This window comes from Enterobacter cloacae complex sp. 394F7, from assembly GCF_057320385.1.
In genome coordinates, this window is sequence record NZ_JBXWCS010000004.1 from 205334 (window position 1) to 222955 (window position 17622).

General features: G+C 54.8%; 16 protein-coding genes. 6 read left to right on the forward strand and 10 right to left on the reverse strand.

Annotated elements, in window-relative coordinates; translation table 11 throughout:
* Positions 1–58: 58 nt before the first annotated feature.
* Both fumA and fumC read left to right on the forward strand, forming a co-directional pair.
* Positions 59–1705, forward strand: coding sequence for a class I fumarate hydratase FumA (gene fumA, locus AC2FAK_RS07970; protein ID WP_038419230.1), 1647 nt, complete (start codon positions 59–61; stop codon positions 1703–1705).
* Positions 1706–1842: 137 nt separating this feature from the next.
* Positions 1843–3237: a class II fumarate hydratase gene (fumC, locus tag AC2FAK_RS07975; protein ID WP_095454793.1), complete on the forward strand. Its 1395-nt coding sequence runs from the start codon at positions 1843–1845 to the stop codon at positions 3235–3237.
* Here fumC and tus read toward each other — a convergent pair whose 3' ends face one another.
* The 4 genes from tus to rstA all read right to left on the reverse strand — a co-directional run bounded on the left by tus (position 3238) and on the right by rstA (position 6873).
* A complete protein-coding gene (gene tus, locus AC2FAK_RS07980; protein ID WP_095454792.1) occupies positions 3238–4167 on the reverse strand; it encodes a DNA replication terminus site-binding protein in 930 nt (309 codons plus the stop codon).
* Between the two features lie 73 nt (positions 4168–4240).
* Positions 4241–5539 (reverse strand): two-component system sensor histidine kinase RstB, encoded by a 1299-nt coding sequence (rstB, locus tag AC2FAK_RS07985; protein WP_013096876.1) that lies wholly within the window; start codon positions 5537–5539, stop codon positions 4241–4243.
* 109 nt (positions 5540–5648) lie between these two features.
* Positions 5649–5909, reverse strand: a complete 261-nt coding sequence (locus AC2FAK_RS07990; protein WP_038980410.1) for a hypothetical protein — start codon at positions 5907–5909, stop codon at positions 5649–5651.
* A 247-nt stretch (positions 5910–6156) separates the two neighbouring features.
* Positions 6157–6873 carry a two-component system response regulator RstA gene (gene rstA, locus AC2FAK_RS07995; RefSeq protein ID WP_013096874.1) on the reverse strand — a complete coding sequence of 239 codons (717 nt, stop codon included), beginning with the start codon at positions 6871–6873 and terminating at the stop codon, positions 6157–6159.
* 128 nt (positions 6874–7001) lie between these two features.
* Between rstA and AC2FAK_RS08000 the strand changes: the two genes are divergently transcribed.
* Positions 7002–7337, forward strand: a complete 336-nt coding sequence (locus AC2FAK_RS08000) for a GlpM family protein (RefSeq protein ID WP_095453074.1) — start codon at positions 7002–7004, stop codon at positions 7335–7337.
* On the opposite strand, the gene folM is transcribed toward AC2FAK_RS08000, so the two are convergent.
* The 3 genes from folM to ydgH form a co-directional block, all read right to left on the reverse strand.
* Positions 7334–8056, reverse strand: coding sequence for a dihydromonapterin reductase (gene folM / locus AC2FAK_RS08005; RefSeq protein ID WP_013096872.1), 723 nt, complete (start codon positions 8054–8056; stop codon positions 7334–7336). The genes AC2FAK_RS08000 and folM overlap by 4 nt on opposite strands.
* A gap of 39 nt (positions 8057–8095) precedes the next feature.
* Positions 8096–9478 (reverse strand): amino acid permease, encoded by a 1383-nt coding sequence (locus AC2FAK_RS08010; RefSeq protein WP_095453073.1) that lies wholly within the window; start codon positions 9476–9478, stop codon positions 8096–8098.
* A gap of 185 nt (positions 9479–9663) precedes the next feature.
* Positions 9664–10608, reverse strand: coding sequence for a DUF1471 family protein YdgH (gene ydgH, locus AC2FAK_RS08015; RefSeq protein ID WP_013096870.1), 945 nt, complete (start codon positions 10606–10608; stop codon positions 9664–9666).
* Between the two features lie 534 nt (positions 10609–11142).
* Between ydgH and pntA the strand changes: the two genes are divergently transcribed.
* From pntA to AC2FAK_RS08030, 3 genes are all read left to right on the forward strand, one after another.
* Positions 11143–12672 (forward strand): Re/Si-specific NAD(P)(+) transhydrogenase subunit alpha, encoded by a 1530-nt coding sequence (gene pntA, locus AC2FAK_RS08020; RefSeq protein WP_020688274.1) that lies wholly within the window; start codon positions 11143–11145, stop codon positions 12670–12672.
* Between the two features lie 10 nt (positions 12673–12682).
* Positions 12683–14071: a Re/Si-specific NAD(P)(+) transhydrogenase subunit beta gene (gene pntB / locus AC2FAK_RS08025; protein ID WP_013096868.1), complete on the forward strand. Its 1389-nt coding sequence runs from the start codon at positions 12683–12685 to the stop codon at positions 14069–14071.
* A gap of 106 nt (positions 14072–14177) precedes the next feature.
* The gene (locus AC2FAK_RS08030) at positions 14178–15287 is read left to right on the forward strand and encodes a mechanosensitive ion channel family protein (RefSeq protein ID WP_013096867.1); all 1110 of its coding nucleotides are present in this window, start codon (positions 14178–14180) and stop codon (positions 15285–15287) included.
* Between the two features lie 40 nt (positions 15288–15327).
* Here the strand turns inward: AC2FAK_RS08030 and uspE are convergent, their stop codons facing one another.
* From uspE to fnr, 3 genes are all read right to left on the reverse strand, one after another.
* The gene (uspE, locus tag AC2FAK_RS08035; RefSeq protein WP_013096866.1) at positions 15328–16278 is read right to left on the reverse strand and encodes a universal stress protein UspE; all 951 of its coding nucleotides are present in this window, start codon (positions 16276–16278) and stop codon (positions 15328–15330) included.
* A 109-nt stretch (positions 16279–16387) separates the two neighbouring features.
* Positions 16388–16582 (reverse strand): hypothetical protein, encoded by a 195-nt coding sequence (locus AC2FAK_RS08040; protein WP_013096865.1) that lies wholly within the window; start codon positions 16580–16582, stop codon positions 16388–16390.
* 126 nt (positions 16583–16708) lie between these two features.
* Positions 16709–17461, reverse strand: coding sequence for a fumarate/nitrate reduction transcriptional regulator Fnr (gene fnr / locus AC2FAK_RS08045; RefSeq protein WP_006174991.1), 753 nt, complete (start codon positions 17459–17461; stop codon positions 16709–16711).
* Positions 17462–17622 lie beyond the last annotated feature (161 nt).

Sequence of the window (17622 nt, forward strand, 5' to 3'; positions counted from 1 at the left end):
GCCGGGCAGCGGAACATCTGCCCTGAATAATCAGACCGACGCAGTAAGTGAGAGAACAATGTCGAACAAACCCTTTCATTACCAGGATCCTTTCCCGCTCGGTAAGGATCAGACCGAATATTACCTGTTAACCCGCGATCATGTCTCTGTCTCTGAGTTTGAAGGGCAGGAGATCCTCAAGGTCGATCCGCAGGCGCTGACCTTACTGGCGCAGCACGCCTTCCACGACGCCTCGTTTATGCTTCGTCCTGCGCATCAGCAGCAGGTGGCCGATATTCTCAGCGACCCGGAGGCCAGCGAAAACGATAAGTATGTCGCGCTGCAGTTCCTGCGTAACTCCGATATCGCGGCAAAAGGCATTCTGCCGACCTGCCAGGACACCGGTACGGCCATCATCGTGGGTAAAAAAGGCCAGCGTGTCTGGACCGGTGGCGGCGATGAAGCCGCGCTGGCGCACGGTGTCTACAACACTTACACCGAAGACAACCTGCGCTACTCGCAAAACGCGGCGCTGGATATGTATAAAGAGGTCAACACCGGCACCAACCTGCCTGCGCAAATTGACCTCTACAGCGTGGACGGCGATGAGTACAAATTCCTTTGCATCGCGAAAGGCGGCGGTTCAGCCAACAAAACCTACCTCTACCAGGAAACGAAAGCGCTGCTCACACCGGGCAAGCTGAAGAACTACCTGGTGGAAAAAATGCGTACCCTCGGGACTGCAGCCTGCCCGCCATACCATATCGCCTTTGTCATTGGCGGCACGTCGGCGGAAGCGACGCTGAAAACCGTGAAGCTGGCATCGACCAAATACTACGACGGCCTGCCAACCGAAGGGAACGAACACGGCCAGGCGTTCCGTGATGTTCAGCTTGAGCAGGAGCTGCTGGAAGAAGCGCGTAATCTGGGGCTCGGCGCACAGTTCGGCGGTAAATACTTTGCTCACGACGTGCGTGTGATCCGTCTGCCGCGTCACGGCGCATCCTGCCCGGTGGGTATGGGCGTCTCATGTTCGGCGGATCGTAACATCAAAGCGAAGATCAACCGTGAAGGCGTGTGGATCGAAAAACTGGAGAACAACCCGGGTAAATACATTCCGGAAGAGTTGCGTAAAGCCGGTGAAGGTGAAGCGGTTCGCGTTGATCTGAACCGTCCGATGAAAGAGATTCTGGCGCAGCTGTCTCAGTACCCGGTCTCGACGCGTCTCTCCCTGAACGGCACGATCATCGTCGGCCGCGACATCGCCCATGCGAAGCTGAAAGAGCGCCTGGACAACGGCGAAGGGTTGCCGCAGTACATCAAAGATCATCCGATCTACTACGCGGGCCCGGCGAAAACGCCAGAGGGTTATGCCTCCGGCTCATTAGGCCCAACCACCGCAGGCCGTATGGACTCCTATGTTGACCAGCTCCAGGCCAACGGCGGCAGCATGATCATGCTGGCGAAAGGCAACCGCAGCCAGCAGGTGACGGATGCGTGCCACAAGCATGGCGGGTTCTACCTGGGCAGTATCGGTGGTCCGGCGGCCGTACTGGCGCAGGGCAGCATCAAGAGCCTGGAGTGCGTGGAATACCCGGAACTGGGTATGGAAGCGATCTGGAAAATTGAAGTGGAAGATTTCCCGGCGTTTATCCTGGTGGATGACAAAGGCAATGACTTCTTCAAGCAGATCCAGTCCTCTCAGTGTTCGGCATGTGTGAAGTAAGCTAATAAGCCGGGTGGCGGCTACGTCACCCGACAACAAAAAGAGCGCACAAAGCGCCATAACGTTTCTCAGAAGTCATCAATACTTATCTCTTAAGCATGTGAGCAATCCCATCTTTAATTATCAAGGAGAAAGTAATGACAACGCATCGCCGTGAGAAAGATTCGATGGGCGCGATCGACGTTCCGGCCGACAAACTCTGGGGGGCGCAAACCCAGCGCTCGCTGGAACATTTCCGTATTTCGACAGAGAAAATGCCCGTTTCGCTGATTCAGGCGCTGGCGCTGACCAAACGTGCCGCCGCCAAAGTGAATCTGGATCTGGGCCTGCTGGCGGCTGACAAAGCCAACGCCATCATCAGTGCCGCCGACGAAGTGCTGGCGGGCAAGCATCCCGACGAATTCCCCCTGGCCATCTGGCAGACCGGCTCTGGCACGCAGAGCAACATGAACATGAATGAAGTGCTGGCCAACCGGGCAAGCGAGTTGCTGGGCGGCGTGCGCGGTATGGAGCGTAAGGTTCACCCGAACGATGACGTTAACAAGAGCCAGAGCTCCAACGATGTCTTCCCGACGGCAATGCACGTGGCGGCGGTGATTGCCATCCGTGAACAGCTGATCCCGCAGCTAAATGTGCTTAAAAGCACCCTTAACGAGAAAGCACGGGCCTTCAGCGATATCGTCAAAATCGGGCGTACCCACCTGCAGGATGCCACGCCGCTGACCCTTGGGCAGGAGATATCCGGCTGGGTGGCGATGCTGGAACACAATCTCAAACACATTGAGCACAGCCTGCCACATCTCTCTGAGCTGGCGCTGGGCGGCACGGCGGTGGGGACGGGGCTAAATACCCATCCGGAGTACGCGGTGCGCGTGGCGGAAGAGCTGGCCGCGATTACCGGGCAACCGTTTGTTACCGCGCCCAATAAGTTTGAGGCGCTGGCAACCTGCGACGCGCTGGTTCACACGCATGGTGCGCTGAAAGGGCTGGCGGCATCACTGATGAAAATCGCCAACGATGTGCGCTGGCTGGCCTCTGGCCCGCGCTGCGGTATTGGTGAAATCAGCATCCCGGAAAATGAACCGGGTAGCTCCATTATGCCGGGCAAAGTGAACCCGACGCAGTGTGAAGCCATGACTATGCTCTGCTGTCAGGTGCTGGGAAATGATGTGGCCGTCAACATGGGCGGTGCGTCAGGCAATTTCGAGCTGAACGTCTATCGTCCGATGGTTATCCACAATGTGCTTCAGTCTGTACGTCTGCTGGCGGACGGCATGGAGAGTTTCAACGCGCATTGCGCCTCCGGCATCGAGCCGAACCGCGAGCGAATCAGCCAGTGGCTCAATGAGTCGCTGATGCTGGTGACCGCCCTCAATACCCATATCGGCTACGACAAAGCCGCTGAGATCGCCAAAAAGGCGCATAAAGAGGGGCTGACGCTGAAAGCCTCTGCGCTGGCGCTTGGCTACCTCACGGAAGCCGAGTTTGATGCCTGGGTCCGCCCTGAAGCGATGGTCGGCAGCCTGAAATAGTCACGTCGCCACATACAGGTGCAGCCGGGGAATAATCAGCTGCAGCGGCTGCGCCTGAGGCTTATAGCGATGCTGAACGTTTTCCGCATCGTAATTCAGCAGTTCGCCAATGTCCGGTACCACGGCGCCCTGATCGGCATCATAGAGGGCAATCAGCGGCGTTGGGCAGGCGTACTGGATCTGCTTTTGCTGGCCTGAATACCAGACGCGGGCGATAGGCTGCACCTTCACCGGGCGTTTAATCTTAAGGCGCGTTTCAGCGGGCAATGACGCGATGCTGTGATACTCCTGCTCCAGGCGCTCAATCCACTGCTCGCGCGACCACGGAGCCACGGTGCGCGGCGCTTTCAGGCTCTTTTCCAGCTGGGCCAGGATCTCATCCCGGGTAAAGTTTTTGATAATGTGTTTGTTGGCCCAGCCGAAGCGCAGCGTGGCGGGCTGACGCAGTACCGTCAGCGTACGGTAGGCATTCAGGGTGATTAAACCCGGAAGCTGGCGGTGCACCCACTCAAAGCGGGCGGCTGGTGCCAGGCCTGACTCTTCGGTAATGATATTTTCAAATGCCGCTTTCAGGGTATTGATGTGCGTAATCTGGGTTTCCAGCGCCTCACGGGTTTCGGCGTCCGTTTGCAGACAGATCACCCCCGGCAGGCGAACGGCCGCCTTGCTGCTGCGGTTTTCTGACTGCTGCTGAATAAACAGGCGACGATAGTGCTGTAGCGCCAGATCCCGCGCGGATTGGCCGATATGCTGTTTGACGTCGATGGTTTGCAGCGGATCGTGCTCTGCGCCTTTTGCCACCTCCGGCAGGGTAAAGACCCGCGCAGCCAACAGGCGGCAGGCCTGCAGGCGCTCGGTCAGCGTTAACAGCTCATGCTCCATCTCCCGAAAGGTGCTGTTCAGCCTTTCGATAAGATCGTATGTCGCCATGTGAATCCCCATTAGTTACAACATACTCATGGTATAGCACAGCACGCCGGGTCAGGCCAGCGTGCGGTTAAGGTCAGGCAGGAACGGGAAGGGCGATGTTATGGTACACCGGCCAGCTAAAGCAGAAGCATGCGCCGCCGAGTTCACTCTCCCCGCACTGCACCGTGCCGCCCATCGCCTGCGCGATAGAGTGGACAATCGCCAGTCCCAGACCACACCCTCCCGTCGCACGGTCGCGGCTCGGGTCGAGACGCACAAACGGCTCGAACACGGTTTCACGCGCATCCGGGGCGATGCCGGGGCCATCGTCTTCCACCGTCAGACGGGCCTGATTGTCCTGCAAGTCCAGGCCAATCCGCAGCGTGCTCTCGCTGTAGCGCATGGCGTTGTTCATCAGATTATCCAGCACGCGTTCCATCAGGCGCATGTCCAGCGCGCCGTAATCACCCGGCGTGACGCGCGTTAACAGGGTGCGTTGCGGATTGACGCTCTGGACGTCATCAATATGGGTTTGGATCCACGTCGGCAGATCCGGGGTACTGAGGTGCAGTTCATTTTGTGGACGGTCAAGACGAGCATAGGTGAGCAGCTCCTCAATGAGCGCTTCAAGCTGGCCGATGTCGCGGTTTAACGCCTGAGACTCTGCCGCCGTAAGGTTTTCGCTCATCTCCAGCCGATAGCGCAGACGCACCAGCGGCGTGCGCAGCTCATGAGCAATCCCGTCGATCAGCTGTTTTTTGCTGGCAATCAGGGCGTTGATGTTATCGGCCATCTGGTTAAATGCCACCCCCAGACGTTCAAAGCTGGACCCGCTGTCAAAGTGAATACGCTCGGTAAGATGCCCCTCGCCAAAGCGCTGTGCGGCGGATTCCAGTTTCAGCATGTCCTGCCAGTGTGGGCGCATCCAGATAAAGACCGGGAAGGCGAGTGAAATGGCGATAAAGGCCATCAGAGCCATATCCAGCAGGCGCATCTGGTGCAGATAATAGAGATAAGGCACCGGCCCTACGGCCAGCACATAATGACTGCGCGGAATGCGCTGGATAAAGGTGTATTTCTCATCCAGTGCCACGATATCCCCGTCACGCAGGCGCTGCATGGCAGGCGGATCTAAATCGAAATCCTTCAGCGGTTCAATGCGCAGATCGAACGACAGGTTCAAATCCAGCTCTTTTAAGGTTCTCGCCCAGTCATGTGGCGGAATTTCACGCAGTTCGCTGCGCATCAGATAAAGAGAGCTTTTCATCAGATCGTCCAGCGACTGCCTGCCCGCTCGTTCGGCAGTGAACTTATAGACCAGCCCGACCAGCATGGTCATCACCAGGAAGCAGACAAACAGCAAAAGATAAAACTGCACAAAAAGCTTTTTCATTAAATCTCACCGAAAAAACGATACATGCAGAATATACATGAAAAACCTTCCGGTGTTTTCACCACCATCATGCACGACAAACGTATTATCTGAGCCGTGCCGAGGTTTGTTACATGGCGTGAGTACTTCTTTTGATTTTGGCGATGAGTTTTTCTGTCACGCTCAGGCCTTCCGCGATCTCCGCATCAATCACGGCGCTTCCGAATTCGTTAATTAAATCCAACAATATTTCGTAAGACTGAATCAGTTCCAGAAGATCAAAGAGGGCTTTTTGGTCGGCACGCGTGGGGGAGGCCTGGTTAAGCGTTGCCTGATTAACAATCCATTCAAGATTGGTTTTGATGGCTTCTACGTCATGGTAGCTATACATATGTCATAGGCTTAAATCCTCATTTCAAGATTTTATGGGAGAGAGGTAGCGAAAGCGTCGCGATAAAAACGTTTATGTGGCGGGCCCGGTGCGAGCTCAAGAAGGAATGCAGGAAAAGTAATTATGGATTAGTTCGCTGGCTTAGCAAGTTAATTGTTGCGCCAACGGGCAAATTAACGCGCGAAAGAAAGGGCATTGTCATGTAATGCCTTCATTTCGCGCAGGCTATGCTATTTTGCTAACGCGATCAGGTTTCCCAGGCGTGCGGGGCGAACAGATAACCCTTGTTACGCACGGTTTTGATGCGGTACGGCTCGGTGGCGTTGTCCTGCAGTTTCTTACGCAGTCGCGAAATAGCCACGTCAACACTGCGATCCATTCCATCGTAACTTACGCCGCGCAGGTTTTTCAGCAACGCGTCACGGTCCATAATCTGCCCCGCATGGGTGGCCAGCTCCCAGAGCAGGTCAAAATCGGCGGTAGAGAGCGCGATAAGCTCACCGGAGAGCAGGACCTGGCGGTTAACCGGATCGATGGATAACGTGCCAAACCGCATCGCTTTATGCGGCATCAGGGACTGCGCCGGCACCTCGCGTTCACTGCTGGCATGCTGGCGCAAATGCAGGCGCAGACGGGCGAGCAGAACGGCAGGCGGCGTGGTTTTAAGAATGTAGTCATTGGCCCCCATCTCCAGCGACAGAATATGGTTCATGTCGCTGTCCAGTGAGGTCAGCAGCACGATAGGGCCATCCCACTGAGCGCGCAGGTCGCGGCACAGCGTCATCCCGTCTTTGCCGGGCAACATGATATCCAGCAGCACCAGATCCGGGTTTTCACGCACCACGACCTCTTCGGCGCGATCGCCACGTGGCTCAACAATAACGTCCATATCATGTTTACCCAGATAAGCGGCGATCAATTGTCCCACTTCGGGCTCATCTTCTACATAAACAATCTTATTCATACAACGTCTGTTATCGCGAAAAATGCCAACATACACCGCGTAACCTTAACCTTCCATTAATCTTTCAAAATTAACGTCAGTTCCGTTATTCTGGCTCTTATTGTTACTTGATTGTTATAGGAAAAAGCATGGGGCTGGCGATAAAAGCCGCGCTGGGCGCGCTGGTGGTGTTATTGATTGGCGTACTGGCAAAAACCAAAAATTACTACATTGCCGGGCTGATTCCGCTCTTCCCGACGTTTGCGCTCATTGCACACTACATTGTCGCCTCGGAACGCGGCACTGAAGCGCTGCGCACCACCATTGTGTTTGGCATGTGGTCAATCATCCCTTACTTTCTCTACCTGTTGTCCTTGTGGTATTTCACGAGCTTTCTGCGGCTTCCCCTGGCGCTGGGCGGGGCGGTGGTCTGCTGGGGGCTCAGCGCCTGGGTGCTGATTTTCTTCTGGAGCCGCTATCACTAGCGCAGCGGTCGCCCGCCGTCCACGGCAAAGGTTCTGCCGGTGACGTAACAGCTGGTGAGCAGATAATCGATAAGGTCGATCACCTCTTTCTCGCCAGGGGCGATTTTCATCAGGGATTTATTCAGCGCCTGCTGACGATACTCGGCATCATCGCCCTCATTGAATAAAATCATCGCCGGGGCGATGGCGTTCACCTTGACCTCTGGTGCCAGCTTGCGGGCAAATGAACGCGTCATGTTATCCAGTGCGGCTTTACTCGCCGCATAAGCGATGTGTTTGTCGCTCCCGCGCTCCACCACATAATCGGTGAAATGAATAATGTCACCCGCGGCATGGCCGTGGCCGCGCAGCAGATCCTGCAGGGCATGGTTAAGCAAATAGGGGGCATTGACGTGGATCTGCAGCATACAGGCGAGCGTTTCGCTGAGCGACGTACCGGGTTTTTCTGCAAGCCATGCGCTGGCGTTATGGATAATCGCCCGCAGACCGTGGGTCGTTGATTTGACCTTATCCGCAAAGGCAAGAATGCCATCGTCGGTGGAGAAATCAGCCTGAATACAGGTTGCACCCGCTTTTCGTAGCCCGTCTATCGAGGGGTATTCCGTGCGGTAACTGACAATGACCGGGTGGCGAAGGTTGAGAAAGTGATGGGCGAGGGCGAGGCCGATACGACGGCCTCCACCGGTGATCAGTATTGGGCGATGCTGCGCAGTTCCCATCGTATTCTCCTTTTCAGTTCAACAATGGGAAACGCAGGGTTATCCCATTAACATCCAGGTTGCCGGTACGGCAGCAACCAGTAACAGCCCGATGAGGGCCATTTCGCGGCGTTTAAGCGCGTTCTCCAGCTGATGAGTACGGCGGGCATAGATAAACACCAGCAGGCCCGGCGCATACAACACCACCGACAGCAGCAGGTGCATAGGCCCGGAAGCATACAACAACCACAAACCGTAAATACAGGCGCCGATCCCTACCGCATAGTGCGCCGGGCGGGTGGCGATTTTTAACAGATACGCACCCACTAAGAAATAGGGTACCAGAATCATCTCCGAGGCGATGGTCAGCAGGGTGTTATAGTCCGAACCTGTGAGCCAGATCAGCACCAGGCAGACCTGAACGCTGATATTCGTCAGCCAGAGTGACGCTGACGGCGCACTGTTTTTATTCTGACGGGCAAACAGACGTGGAAACGCTTTGTGCGTGGCAGCCAGGAAAGGCACTTCCGCCGCCATGATGGTCCAGCTCAGATAAGCCCCGCAGACGGAGATAATCAGCCCCGCGGCAATGACCACATCGCCCCAGCTACCGAGCATTTTCACCATCAGACCGGCCATGGATGGGTTACGCATTTCGGCCAGTTCAGGACGAGCCACCACACCCAGCGACAGCAGCGTCACCAGCAGATAGACACCGAGGGCCGCCAGCACCGCCAGCAGCGTGGCGCGTCCGACGTCGCGCTTGTTGCGCGCGCGGGCAGAGACCACCACCGCACCTTCAACACCAATGAAAACCCACAGGGTGATCAGCATGGTGTTTTTCACCTGCTCCCAGACGGGGACGCCCAGCGCAAGGCCAGTGAAATCGAGTTTAAATACATCCAGACGGAATGCCATAAACGCCAGCACAATAAACAGCCCGAGCGGAACCAGTTTGGCCAGCGTCGCCACCAGGTTAATGCTTGCCGCTGTCTGGACGCCGCGCAAAATGAGCCAGTGTACGACCCACAGCAGCACCGACGCACCGACAATCGACTGCCAGGTGTTGCCGTCACCAAAAAGACGCAGTTCGGGCTTATCGGTAAAGAAACTGAGCGCCGAGAAGACAATAACCAGATAGGAGACGTTAGCGATCACCGCACACAGCCAGTAACCCCACGCGGAACAGAAGCCAATCAGCTCCCCAAAACCGGCCCGCGCGTAGGTGAAAATACCGCCATCGAGATCGGGACGAATACGGGTCAGCAGCAGCATGGCGAAGGCCAGCAGCAAAATGCCAACGCCGGTAATCCCCCAGCCAATCAGTAGCGCGGCAGGGCTTGCGACGGCCGCCATATTCTGCGGTAAACTGAATACCCCCGCACCCAGCATTGAGCTTAAAACGAGTGCAGTTAAAGCACTCAGGCCAAGTTTCTTTTCCATTGGCTTCCTGTTATGAAAGGTCCAAATCCAGAATAATTATTTCGCACAGGCGCATAAAAATGGTGGATCACACTAAGGCGCGGGATTTTACGGAGTGTCACGAACGCATGCAATGATGTGTAGCAGAAATTCAAAAAAAGTAACAAAAAAAGGCGGCACTGAGCCGCCTTTAATGAAGGGTTTTGTTACTTGTACAGATCGGCGCTGATGGTCATGTTGTTACCACGTTCCTGCCACTGGCGGGTGATGTGATAGTACTTCGCCCCTTTCTTCGCCGCACGCTTCGCGACCTGATAAGAGACTTCCGTACCGTTGCCATAGTTGCCGGTAAACTTGATGCTGTCGAACGGCACCATCTGCGCAGCCGTGGCGTTGTTCAGCTCTTCAACTTTGGTGCCGTCTGGCAGGGTAACGGAGTAACGGCCACCTTTCGTGGATTGCGTCTCAAAGAAACGGCCCACTTCAGCGCTTGGCGCTGCGGAGGTTGCTACGCCTGGAATTTCGACTTTCTTCGCTTCTTCGCCGCCTTTCGCTAACGCTGCGCGACCGGCTTCTGAATCAGCAGGGATGGCATCCGGGCTTTGCAGAACGCGTTTTTTCGCATCTTCTTTATAGATGAACGCGGTAATACGCTGGTTGCCACCCTGGTTAGCATCTACCTGACGCACGATGTAGAACGAGTAAGCCCCTTTTTGTTTCGCGGCTTTGGTGATGGCATCGTTCACTTCTGGCTGGCTGCGGTAGAAGCCCTGAACGGTAACGGTGTCATACGGTTCCAGCTCAATCGCCTGATCTTTAGGCAGTTCAACGACGCCGTTGATCACGCGGTTTTTCGGCGCGTCAGCTTTTGGCGCATTCTCTTTGTACAGCGCAATGGTCACGCGCTGGTTGCCGCTATTGCCTTGATCGGATTGGTCAAGCACGTAAAACGACGCTGCGCCGTTTTTATCAGCGGCTTTTGATGCGGCGGTAACGGCATCGCCAATAGAGTTGTAACGACCCACAATGACCGTATGGTCAAAAGGTTTTAACGCTGCCGCTTGCTCCGGCGTTAACTCTGTCGCGGCATTCGCAGACAGGGCGGTCGCGGAAAGAAGTGCGGACGCCAGGAGTGTGTTCTTAAGCTTCATAAAAATAATCCTTCGCCTTGCGCAAACCATGTACTGGTATTGTTGTTAATTTGAGACGGTCCCGATTATGGCATTTAAAACCTGTTGCTGTCTGCGCCATTTTTCACAGCCTGTGCTCACCGAAGGATCTGATTCGATAACATTTAGTGATATGTTGAAAAAACAGGCGTTTGACAAGCAAAAGTGATAAAGCATATGACTTTTACAAGTTAATTTAATGTTAATAAGTTGATCTCATATGGCGCTATATCATGTTTTTACCGCTTCGCTTGCGCGATTTATCGGTTCTGAGGATGAATTTAAGGTAAATATCTCTGTCAGCGAAGCCGATCGCTTATTTTTCACAGATAATGTAAGAAATAGTGTTTTCAGGCGGTAGATCGCAGGCGCTATTTTCAGTAGGTTATAGAAAGTTTGTTACTGTTTTATTTTCCGGGGTTACTCATTTGCCGCCGCTCTAAGGATGGCGAAATTTGATGCAACTGCGGGCATTTATCGATAAACCATCATCACAAACCGATGGAAGGGAAAACTATGCGTATTGGGGTACCAAAAGAACGGTTTGCCAATGAAACCCGCGTAGCGGCGACACCAAAAACGGTGGAGCAACTGCTTAAACTGGGTTTTACCGTCGCCATTGAAAGCGGCGCGGGCAAACTGGCGAGTTTCGATGACGAGGCCTTTATTCAGGCTGGTGCGGACGTGGTGGACGGTGCTGAAGTCTGGCAATCACCCGTTATTCTGAAGGTGAATGCGCCGCAAGAGAGCGAGATTGAGCTGCTGAACCCGGGCACCACGCTGGTGAGTTTTATCTGGCCTGCCCAAAACCCAGAGCTGATGGAGAAGCTGGCGGCACGTGGCGTGACGGTAATGGCGATGGACTCCGTGCCGCGTATTTCGCGCGCTCAGTCTCTGGATGCCCTGAGTTCAATGGCGAACATCGCCGGTTACCGTGCAATCGTCGAAGCCGCCCATGAATTCGGCCGTTTCTTCACCGGTCAGATCACGGCGGCAGGCAAAGTGCCTCCGGCAAAAGTGATGGTGATTGGTGCCGGTGTGGCAGGCCTGGCGGCTATCGGTGCGGCAAACAGCCTGGGCGCTATCGTCCGCGCCTTTGACACCCGCCCGGAAGTGAAGGAGCAGGTGCAGAGTATGGGCGCCGAGTTCCTTGAGCTGGACTTCAAGGAAGAAGCGGGCAGCGGTGATGGTTATGCGAAGGTGATGTCCGAAGCCTTTATCAAAGCGGAAATGGAACTCTTTGCCGCGCAGGCAAAAGAGGTGGACATTATTGTCACCACCGCGCTGATCCCGGGTAAACCAGCACCGAAGCTGATCACCCGTGAGATGGTGGACACCATGAAGCCGGGCAGCGTGATTGTCGACCTGGCCGCGCAAAACGGCGGCAACTGTGAATATACCGTGCCGAACCAGGTATCCACGACCGCCAACGGCGTGAAGGTGATTGGTTATACGGATCTGCCTGGCCGTCTGCCCACGCAGTCGTCCCAGCTGTACGGTACTAACCTCGTTAACCTGCTGAAACTGCTCTGCAAAGAGAAAGATGGCAACATCACCGTTGATTTTGACGATGTGGTTGTGCGCGGCGTGACCGTGGTGCGTGAAGGCGAAATCACCTGGCCTGCGCCACCGATTCAGGTTTCCGCCCAGCCTCAGGCTGCACCGAAAGCGGCGCCAGAACCCACAGAGCCTGCTAAACCGGCGTCTCCGTGGCGTAAATATGCGCTCATGGCGCTGGCGATTATTCTGTTTGGCTGGCTGGCCGATGTCGCGCCAAAAGAGTTCCTCGGCCACTTTACCGTCTTCGCGCTCTCCTGCGTGGTGGGTTACTACGTGGTCTGGAATGTCTCCCATGCACTACACACGCCATTGATGTCGGTCACTAACGCCATCTCCGGGATCATCGTGGTCGGGGCGTTACTGCAGATTGGTCACGGCGGCTGGATTAGCTTCCTGAGCTTTATCGCGGTGCTGATCGCCAGTATCAATATTTTCGGTGGTTTCACCGTGACTCAGCGCATGCTGAAAATGTTTCGTAAAGGCTAAGGGGTAGCATATGTCTGGAGGATTAGTGACAGCCGCATACATTGTTGCTGCAATCCTGTTTATTTTCAGTCTGGCGGGACTTTCCAAACACGAAACGTCTCAGCAGGGTAATAACTTTGGTATCGCCGGGATGGCGATTGCGCTGATTGCCACTATTTTCGGACCCGATACCGGCAACGTTGCCTGGATCCTGGTGGCGATGATCATCGGCGGGGCGATCGGTATTCGTCTGGCAAAACGCGTTGAAATGACCGAAATGCCGGAGCTGGTGGCGATCCTGCACAGCTTCGTCGGTCTGGCGGCGGTGCTGGTGGGCTTCAACAGCTATCTGTACCACGAACCGGGCATGGAGCCGATTCTGGTCAACATTCATCTGACCGAAGTGTTCCTGGGCATCTTCATCGGTGCAGTGACCTTCACCGGCTCGATTGTGGCGTTCGGTAAGCTGCGCGGTAAGATCTCCTCCAAGCCGCTGATGCTGCCAAATCGTCATAAGCTGAATCTGGCGGCGCTGGTGGTCTCCTTTGTGCTGCTGGTGGTCTTTGTGCGTACCGAAAGCGTAGGTCTGCAGGTGCTGGCGTTACTGGTGATGACCATCATTGCGCTGGCGTTCGGCTGGCACCTGGTGGCCTCCATCGGTGGGGCTGATATGCCGGTTGTGGTGTCGATGCTGAACTCCTACTCCGGTTGGGCGGCCGCAGCGGCTGGCTTTATGCTGAGCAACGACCTGTTGATTGTCACCGGTGCGCTGGTGGGCTCTTCCGGTGCGATTCTGTCCTACATCATGTGTAAGGCGATGAACCGCTCATTCATCAGCGTTATCGCCGGTGGTTTTGGCTCTGACGGCTCCTCGACCGGTTCTGACGAAGAAGTGGGCGAGCACCGTGAGATCAGCGCAGAAGATACGGCAGAGATGCTGAAAAACTCGCACTCGGTCATCATCACCCCAGGCTATGGCATGGCGGTGGCGCAGGCGCAGTATCCGGTTGCTGAAATCACCGAGAAGCTGCGCGCGCGCGGCATCAAGGTGCGCTTTGGCATCCACCCGGTAGCGGGGCGTCTGCCAGGCCACATGAACGTGCTGCTGGCAGAAGCGAAAGTGCCTTACGACATCGTGCTGGAGATGGACGAGATCAACGATGATTTCGCCGACACCGACACCGTGCTGGTCATTGGCGCCAACGACACCGTTAACCCGGCGGCGCAGGACGATCCACGCAGCCCAATCGCCGGGATGCCGGTTCTGGAAGTGTGGAAGGCGCAGAACGTGATTGTCTTCAAACGTTCCATGAACACCGGCTACGCTGGCGTTCAGAACCCGCTGTTCTTCAAAGAGAACACCCACATGCTGTTTGGCGATGCCAAAGCCAGCGTGGATGCGATCCTGAAAGCACTGTAATTCGCGTTCTCCTCAAAAACCGCTCTTCGGGGCGGTTTTCTTATTTCTGCGGTCAGCGTTTCTCCTCTGTCTATACTTTACCCTTTGTGTACTACGAGGAGGTGAAATGCAATTTTTGTCCCGCTTCGACATCCTGGAGCTGATGATGACGCCGACATTCTGGGTAAGCGTCGCCACGGTTATCGTCGTGACGCTGCTGGTCTACTGGCTTCTGACGCGCCTGATCGCATTCGTTAAGAGAGGGATCACAACCTGGGGAGATAAGCATCCAACCACAAACAGGATGCGTTTTATCCTGACCGATATGCTTAACCGCACCAGTCGCTTCCTGCTTTTTGTTGTGGCGCTGCTCATCAGCCTGCGTTTTGTTGACTTACCCGACCGGCTCTTTAGCACCGTAAGCCACGCCTGGTTCCTGGTCTTCGCGATACAGGTGGCGCTCTGGCTGGATCAGGGCGTGGTGTCGTGGCTGCGACACGTTATGCTGGCCCCCGGCAGTCATAAAAATCCGGTTACCCTGGTGATCACCGGTCTTATCCTTCGCGCTATCGTCTGGTCTGTGATGCTGCTGTCGATTCTCGCTAACGCGGGCGTCAACATCACCGCGCTGGTGGCAAGCCTGGGGGTAGGGGGTATTGCTATCGCCCTCGCCGTACAAACCATTCTGAGCGACGTCTTCGCTTCGCTTTCTATCGGCTTTGATAAACCGTTTGAAATTGGTGATTTCGTGGTGTTCAACGACGTGGCGGGAACGGTGGAACACATAGGCTTAAAAACGACCCGTATTCGTAGCCTGAGTGGGGAGCAGATCGTTTGCGGTAACGCCATTTTGCTTCAGCAGACGCTCCACAACTATAAACGTATGCAGACCCGTCGCATCGTCTTCACGTTTGGTGTCGCCAGCGACACGCCGCCTGAAAAGCTGCGCTATGTGGGGGATATGGTCAGGCAGATCATCACCGATGTGGGTGAGACAAAGTTCGATCGCGCCCATTTCCTCGGGTTTGACCGTGACCGCCTGACGTTTGAAGTGGTTCATATTGTCAATACGGCGGATTACAACAAATACATGGATATCCAGCAGGAGATTAATATCCGTATTCTCGAAGGGCTGAACGCCCAGGAGATTAAGCTGGCGCTGCCCAGCATGGTGTTGCACGCACCGTGGATGCAGGATCGATCAACTGAAGAGACACAGACAGCAATCGAGAGCTGATAAGAAAAGCCCGCCGGGGAGGCGGGCGAATAGACTGACGTTAATCGTCTTCCGGGTCATCCAGCTCAACCGGTGTCTGGTACTCATCCGGCTTAATGACCAGCAGGTCGCAGCGCAGATGGTCAATCACCTGTTCCGCGGTATTGCCCAGGAACGCGGCAGAAATACCGGTCCGTCCGATGGTGCCCAGCACCACAATCCCTGCCTGCAGATGTTCGGCTAAATCCGGGATCACCTCTTCAGGCAACCCTTTCTCGACATGCGTCATGTTCTCATCAATGCTGAACTTCTGGCGCAACGCTTTCATGGCCAGCAGGTGCTGTCCGCGGATCGCGTCGTTATATACGCTCGGGTCAAATTCAGGCAGTTCGATGGCAATATTGATAGGGGTAACCGGGTAAGCGCCGACCAGATGCACTTCGGTGTGGTTAACCTGCTCGGCAAGCAGCAGCGTCTCTTTGACCAGCTTTTCATTCAGCGAATTGTGATAATCCTCTTCGCTTGCCAGGTTTACTGCCACGACGGCTTTGCCGCCTTCAGGCCACGGCTGATCTTTCACCATCCAGACCGGGCACGGGCATTTACGCAGCAAGTGCCAGTCTGTCGGCGTGAAGATCACGGATTCCAGCTTGTCGTGCTGGTGCGCCATTTTCAGCAGCAGATCGTGCCCACCGGCGACGACCTCCTGGATAATCGCTTCAAAGGGGCGGTTATGCCAGACCACTTTAATATCGATAGGCACACCCGCTTCCAGGTAGTATTTCGCCTGTTCGCGGATCCACGCGGTACGTTGGCTGATCACTCCCTGACGCATAGCGGTACGCTCGTCAGGCGACAGAAGGGTGGTCATCTCATACGAGAAGTCATAGATCGGCAAAAACGCTTTGATTTTGCCACCAATCCGTTGATGTAAATACACAGCACGTCGTAATGCCGGCTGATCGTCCTGATTAGGATCGATAGCTACCAGCATGTTTTGATACTTTGCCATACAGGTCTCCTTACTACTGTCACCACAGTCTGTAATTAAAAGAGTAACCTATATATCCTGAATGAAACAGAGGTAAGGTTTTGCCAGATCAATAATTCATGAAAATATCTCAGAAGAATAGCACCGTCGTTGTCACCGCGATAAACGCGATCAACAGCAGCACCATCACCACGATGGCAAACGTGGTGGAGTCCTGAACGTAGGTTTTTTCCTCTCCCTTCATTGGGCCGACAAGCATGATCCAGATGAAGAGGAAGGTCACGGAGGCAATAACAACTGAAACGAAAAATAAACTTTCTCTCAATTTAACCTCAACGAGAACCTTTCAGGAGCGGGGGATGTCTGTCGCAGGGGCGGGAAGTGGTGTGCTTACCTGCCAGACCAATAAACCATAAAAATTTATCGGCCTGGCATCAATCATTTGTGGGGTTTATGCCACGTTGCGGGCGTGGCCGGCAAGAACAGCCAGCGCTTCACCGTTTTCGATGGTGATGTATTTCCCTTTAACAGCCAGCATGCCGCTTTTCTGGAAACGGCCCAGCAGACGGCTGATGGTTTCCACGGTCAGGCCCAGGTAGTTACCAATATCGCCACGGGTCATGGTGAGACGGAACTCACGTGGAGAGAAACCACGTTCGGCGAAACGTCGGGAGAGGTTATAGATAAATGCAGCCAGGCGCTCTTCCGCATTCTTTTTGGACAGCAGCAGGATCATGTCCTGATCGCCTTTGATCTCACCGCTCATCAGACGCATCATCTGCTGACGCAGGTTTGGCATTTTGCCTGACAGATCGTCCAGCGTTTCAAACGGGATTTCGCAGACCATTGAGGTTTCCAGCGCCTGCGCAAAGCTCGGGTGATGGCCAGTACCGATGGCGTCAAAGCCGACCAGATCGCCTGCCAGATGGAAGCCGGTGATCTGCTCATCACCCTGTTCGGTGATGGTATAGCTTTTGATGGTGCCAGAACGGATAGCATAGAGCGATTTCAGTTCGTCTCCCGCTTTAAACAGCGTCTGCCCTTTCTGAATAGGCTTTTTGCGCTCGATGATGTTATCAAGCTGGTCAAGCTCATGCTCATTCAGGGTAAACGGGATACAGAGCTGGCTGATGCTGCAATCCTGGCAATGGATAGCACAACCGCCAGACTGAATGCGTCGTATAATTCGCTTTTCTGGGATCATAGGTTTGCTCAAGCCTTAATTGATATTGGTCAATTTTAACATCTTTTTGGTAAGTACGTAAGCCTGGCAAACCATCAATAAGGACAAGAGACGGCAACGTGTTGCCATCTTCTTGAAATTCCACAGCTTGATTATGGATTTTTAGCCTAACCGGTAGAAAA

Bases quoted from the DNA above. Each gene is read 5' to 3' on its own strand.
- fumC (WP_095454793.1), top strand. From the start codon at position 1,843: ATGACAACGCATCGCCGTGAGAAAGATTCGATGGGCGCGATCGACGTT.
- tus (WP_095454792.1), bottom strand. From the start codon at position 4,167: ATGGCGACATACGATCTTATCGAAAGGCTGAACAGCACCTTTCGGGAG.
- ydgH (WP_013096870.1), bottom strand. From the start codon at position 10,608: ATGAAGCTTAAGAACACACTCCTGGCGTCCGCACTTCTTTCCGCGACC.
- pntA (WP_020688274.1), top strand. From the start codon at position 11,143: ATGCGTATTGGGGTACCAAAAGAACGGTTTGCCAATGAAACCCGCGTA.
- folM (WP_013096872.1), bottom strand. From the start codon at position 8,056: ATGGGAACTGCGCAGCATCGCCCAATACTGATCACCGGTGGAGGCCGT.
- AC2FAK_RS08010 (WP_095453073.1), bottom strand. From the start codon at position 9,478: ATGGAAAAGAAACTTGGCCTGAGTGCTTTAACTGCACTCGTTTTAAGC.
- AC2FAK_RS08000 (WP_095453074.1), top strand. From the start codon at position 7,002: ATGGGGCTGGCGATAAAAGCCGCGCTGGGCGCGCTGGTGGTGTTATTG.
- uspE (WP_013096866.1), bottom strand. From the start codon at position 16,278: ATGGCAAAGTATCAAAACATGCTGGTAGCTATCGATCCTAATCAGGAC.
- fnr (WP_006174991.1), bottom strand. From the start codon at position 17,461: ATGATCCCAGAAAAGCGAATTATACGACGCATTCAGTCTGGCGGTTGT.
- rstA (WP_013096874.1), bottom strand. From the start codon at position 6,873: ATGAATAAGATTGTTTATGTAGAAGATGAGCCCGAAGTGGGACAATTG.
- fumA (WP_038419230.1), top strand. From the start codon at position 59: ATGTCGAACAAACCCTTTCATTACCAGGATCCTTTCCCGCTCGGTAAG.
- pntB (WP_013096868.1), top strand. From the start codon at position 12,683: ATGTCTGGAGGATTAGTGACAGCCGCATACATTGTTGCTGCAATCCTG.
- AC2FAK_RS07990 (WP_038980410.1), bottom strand. From the start codon at position 5,909: ATGTATAGCTACCATGACGTAGAAGCCATCAAAACCAATCTTGAATGG.
- AC2FAK_RS08030 (WP_013096867.1), top strand. From the start codon at position 14,178: ATGCAATTTTTGTCCCGCTTCGACATCCTGGAGCTGATGATGACGCCG.
- rstB (WP_013096876.1), bottom strand. From the start codon at position 5,539: ATGAAAAAGCTTTTTGTGCAGTTTTATCTTTTGCTGTTTGTCTGCTTC.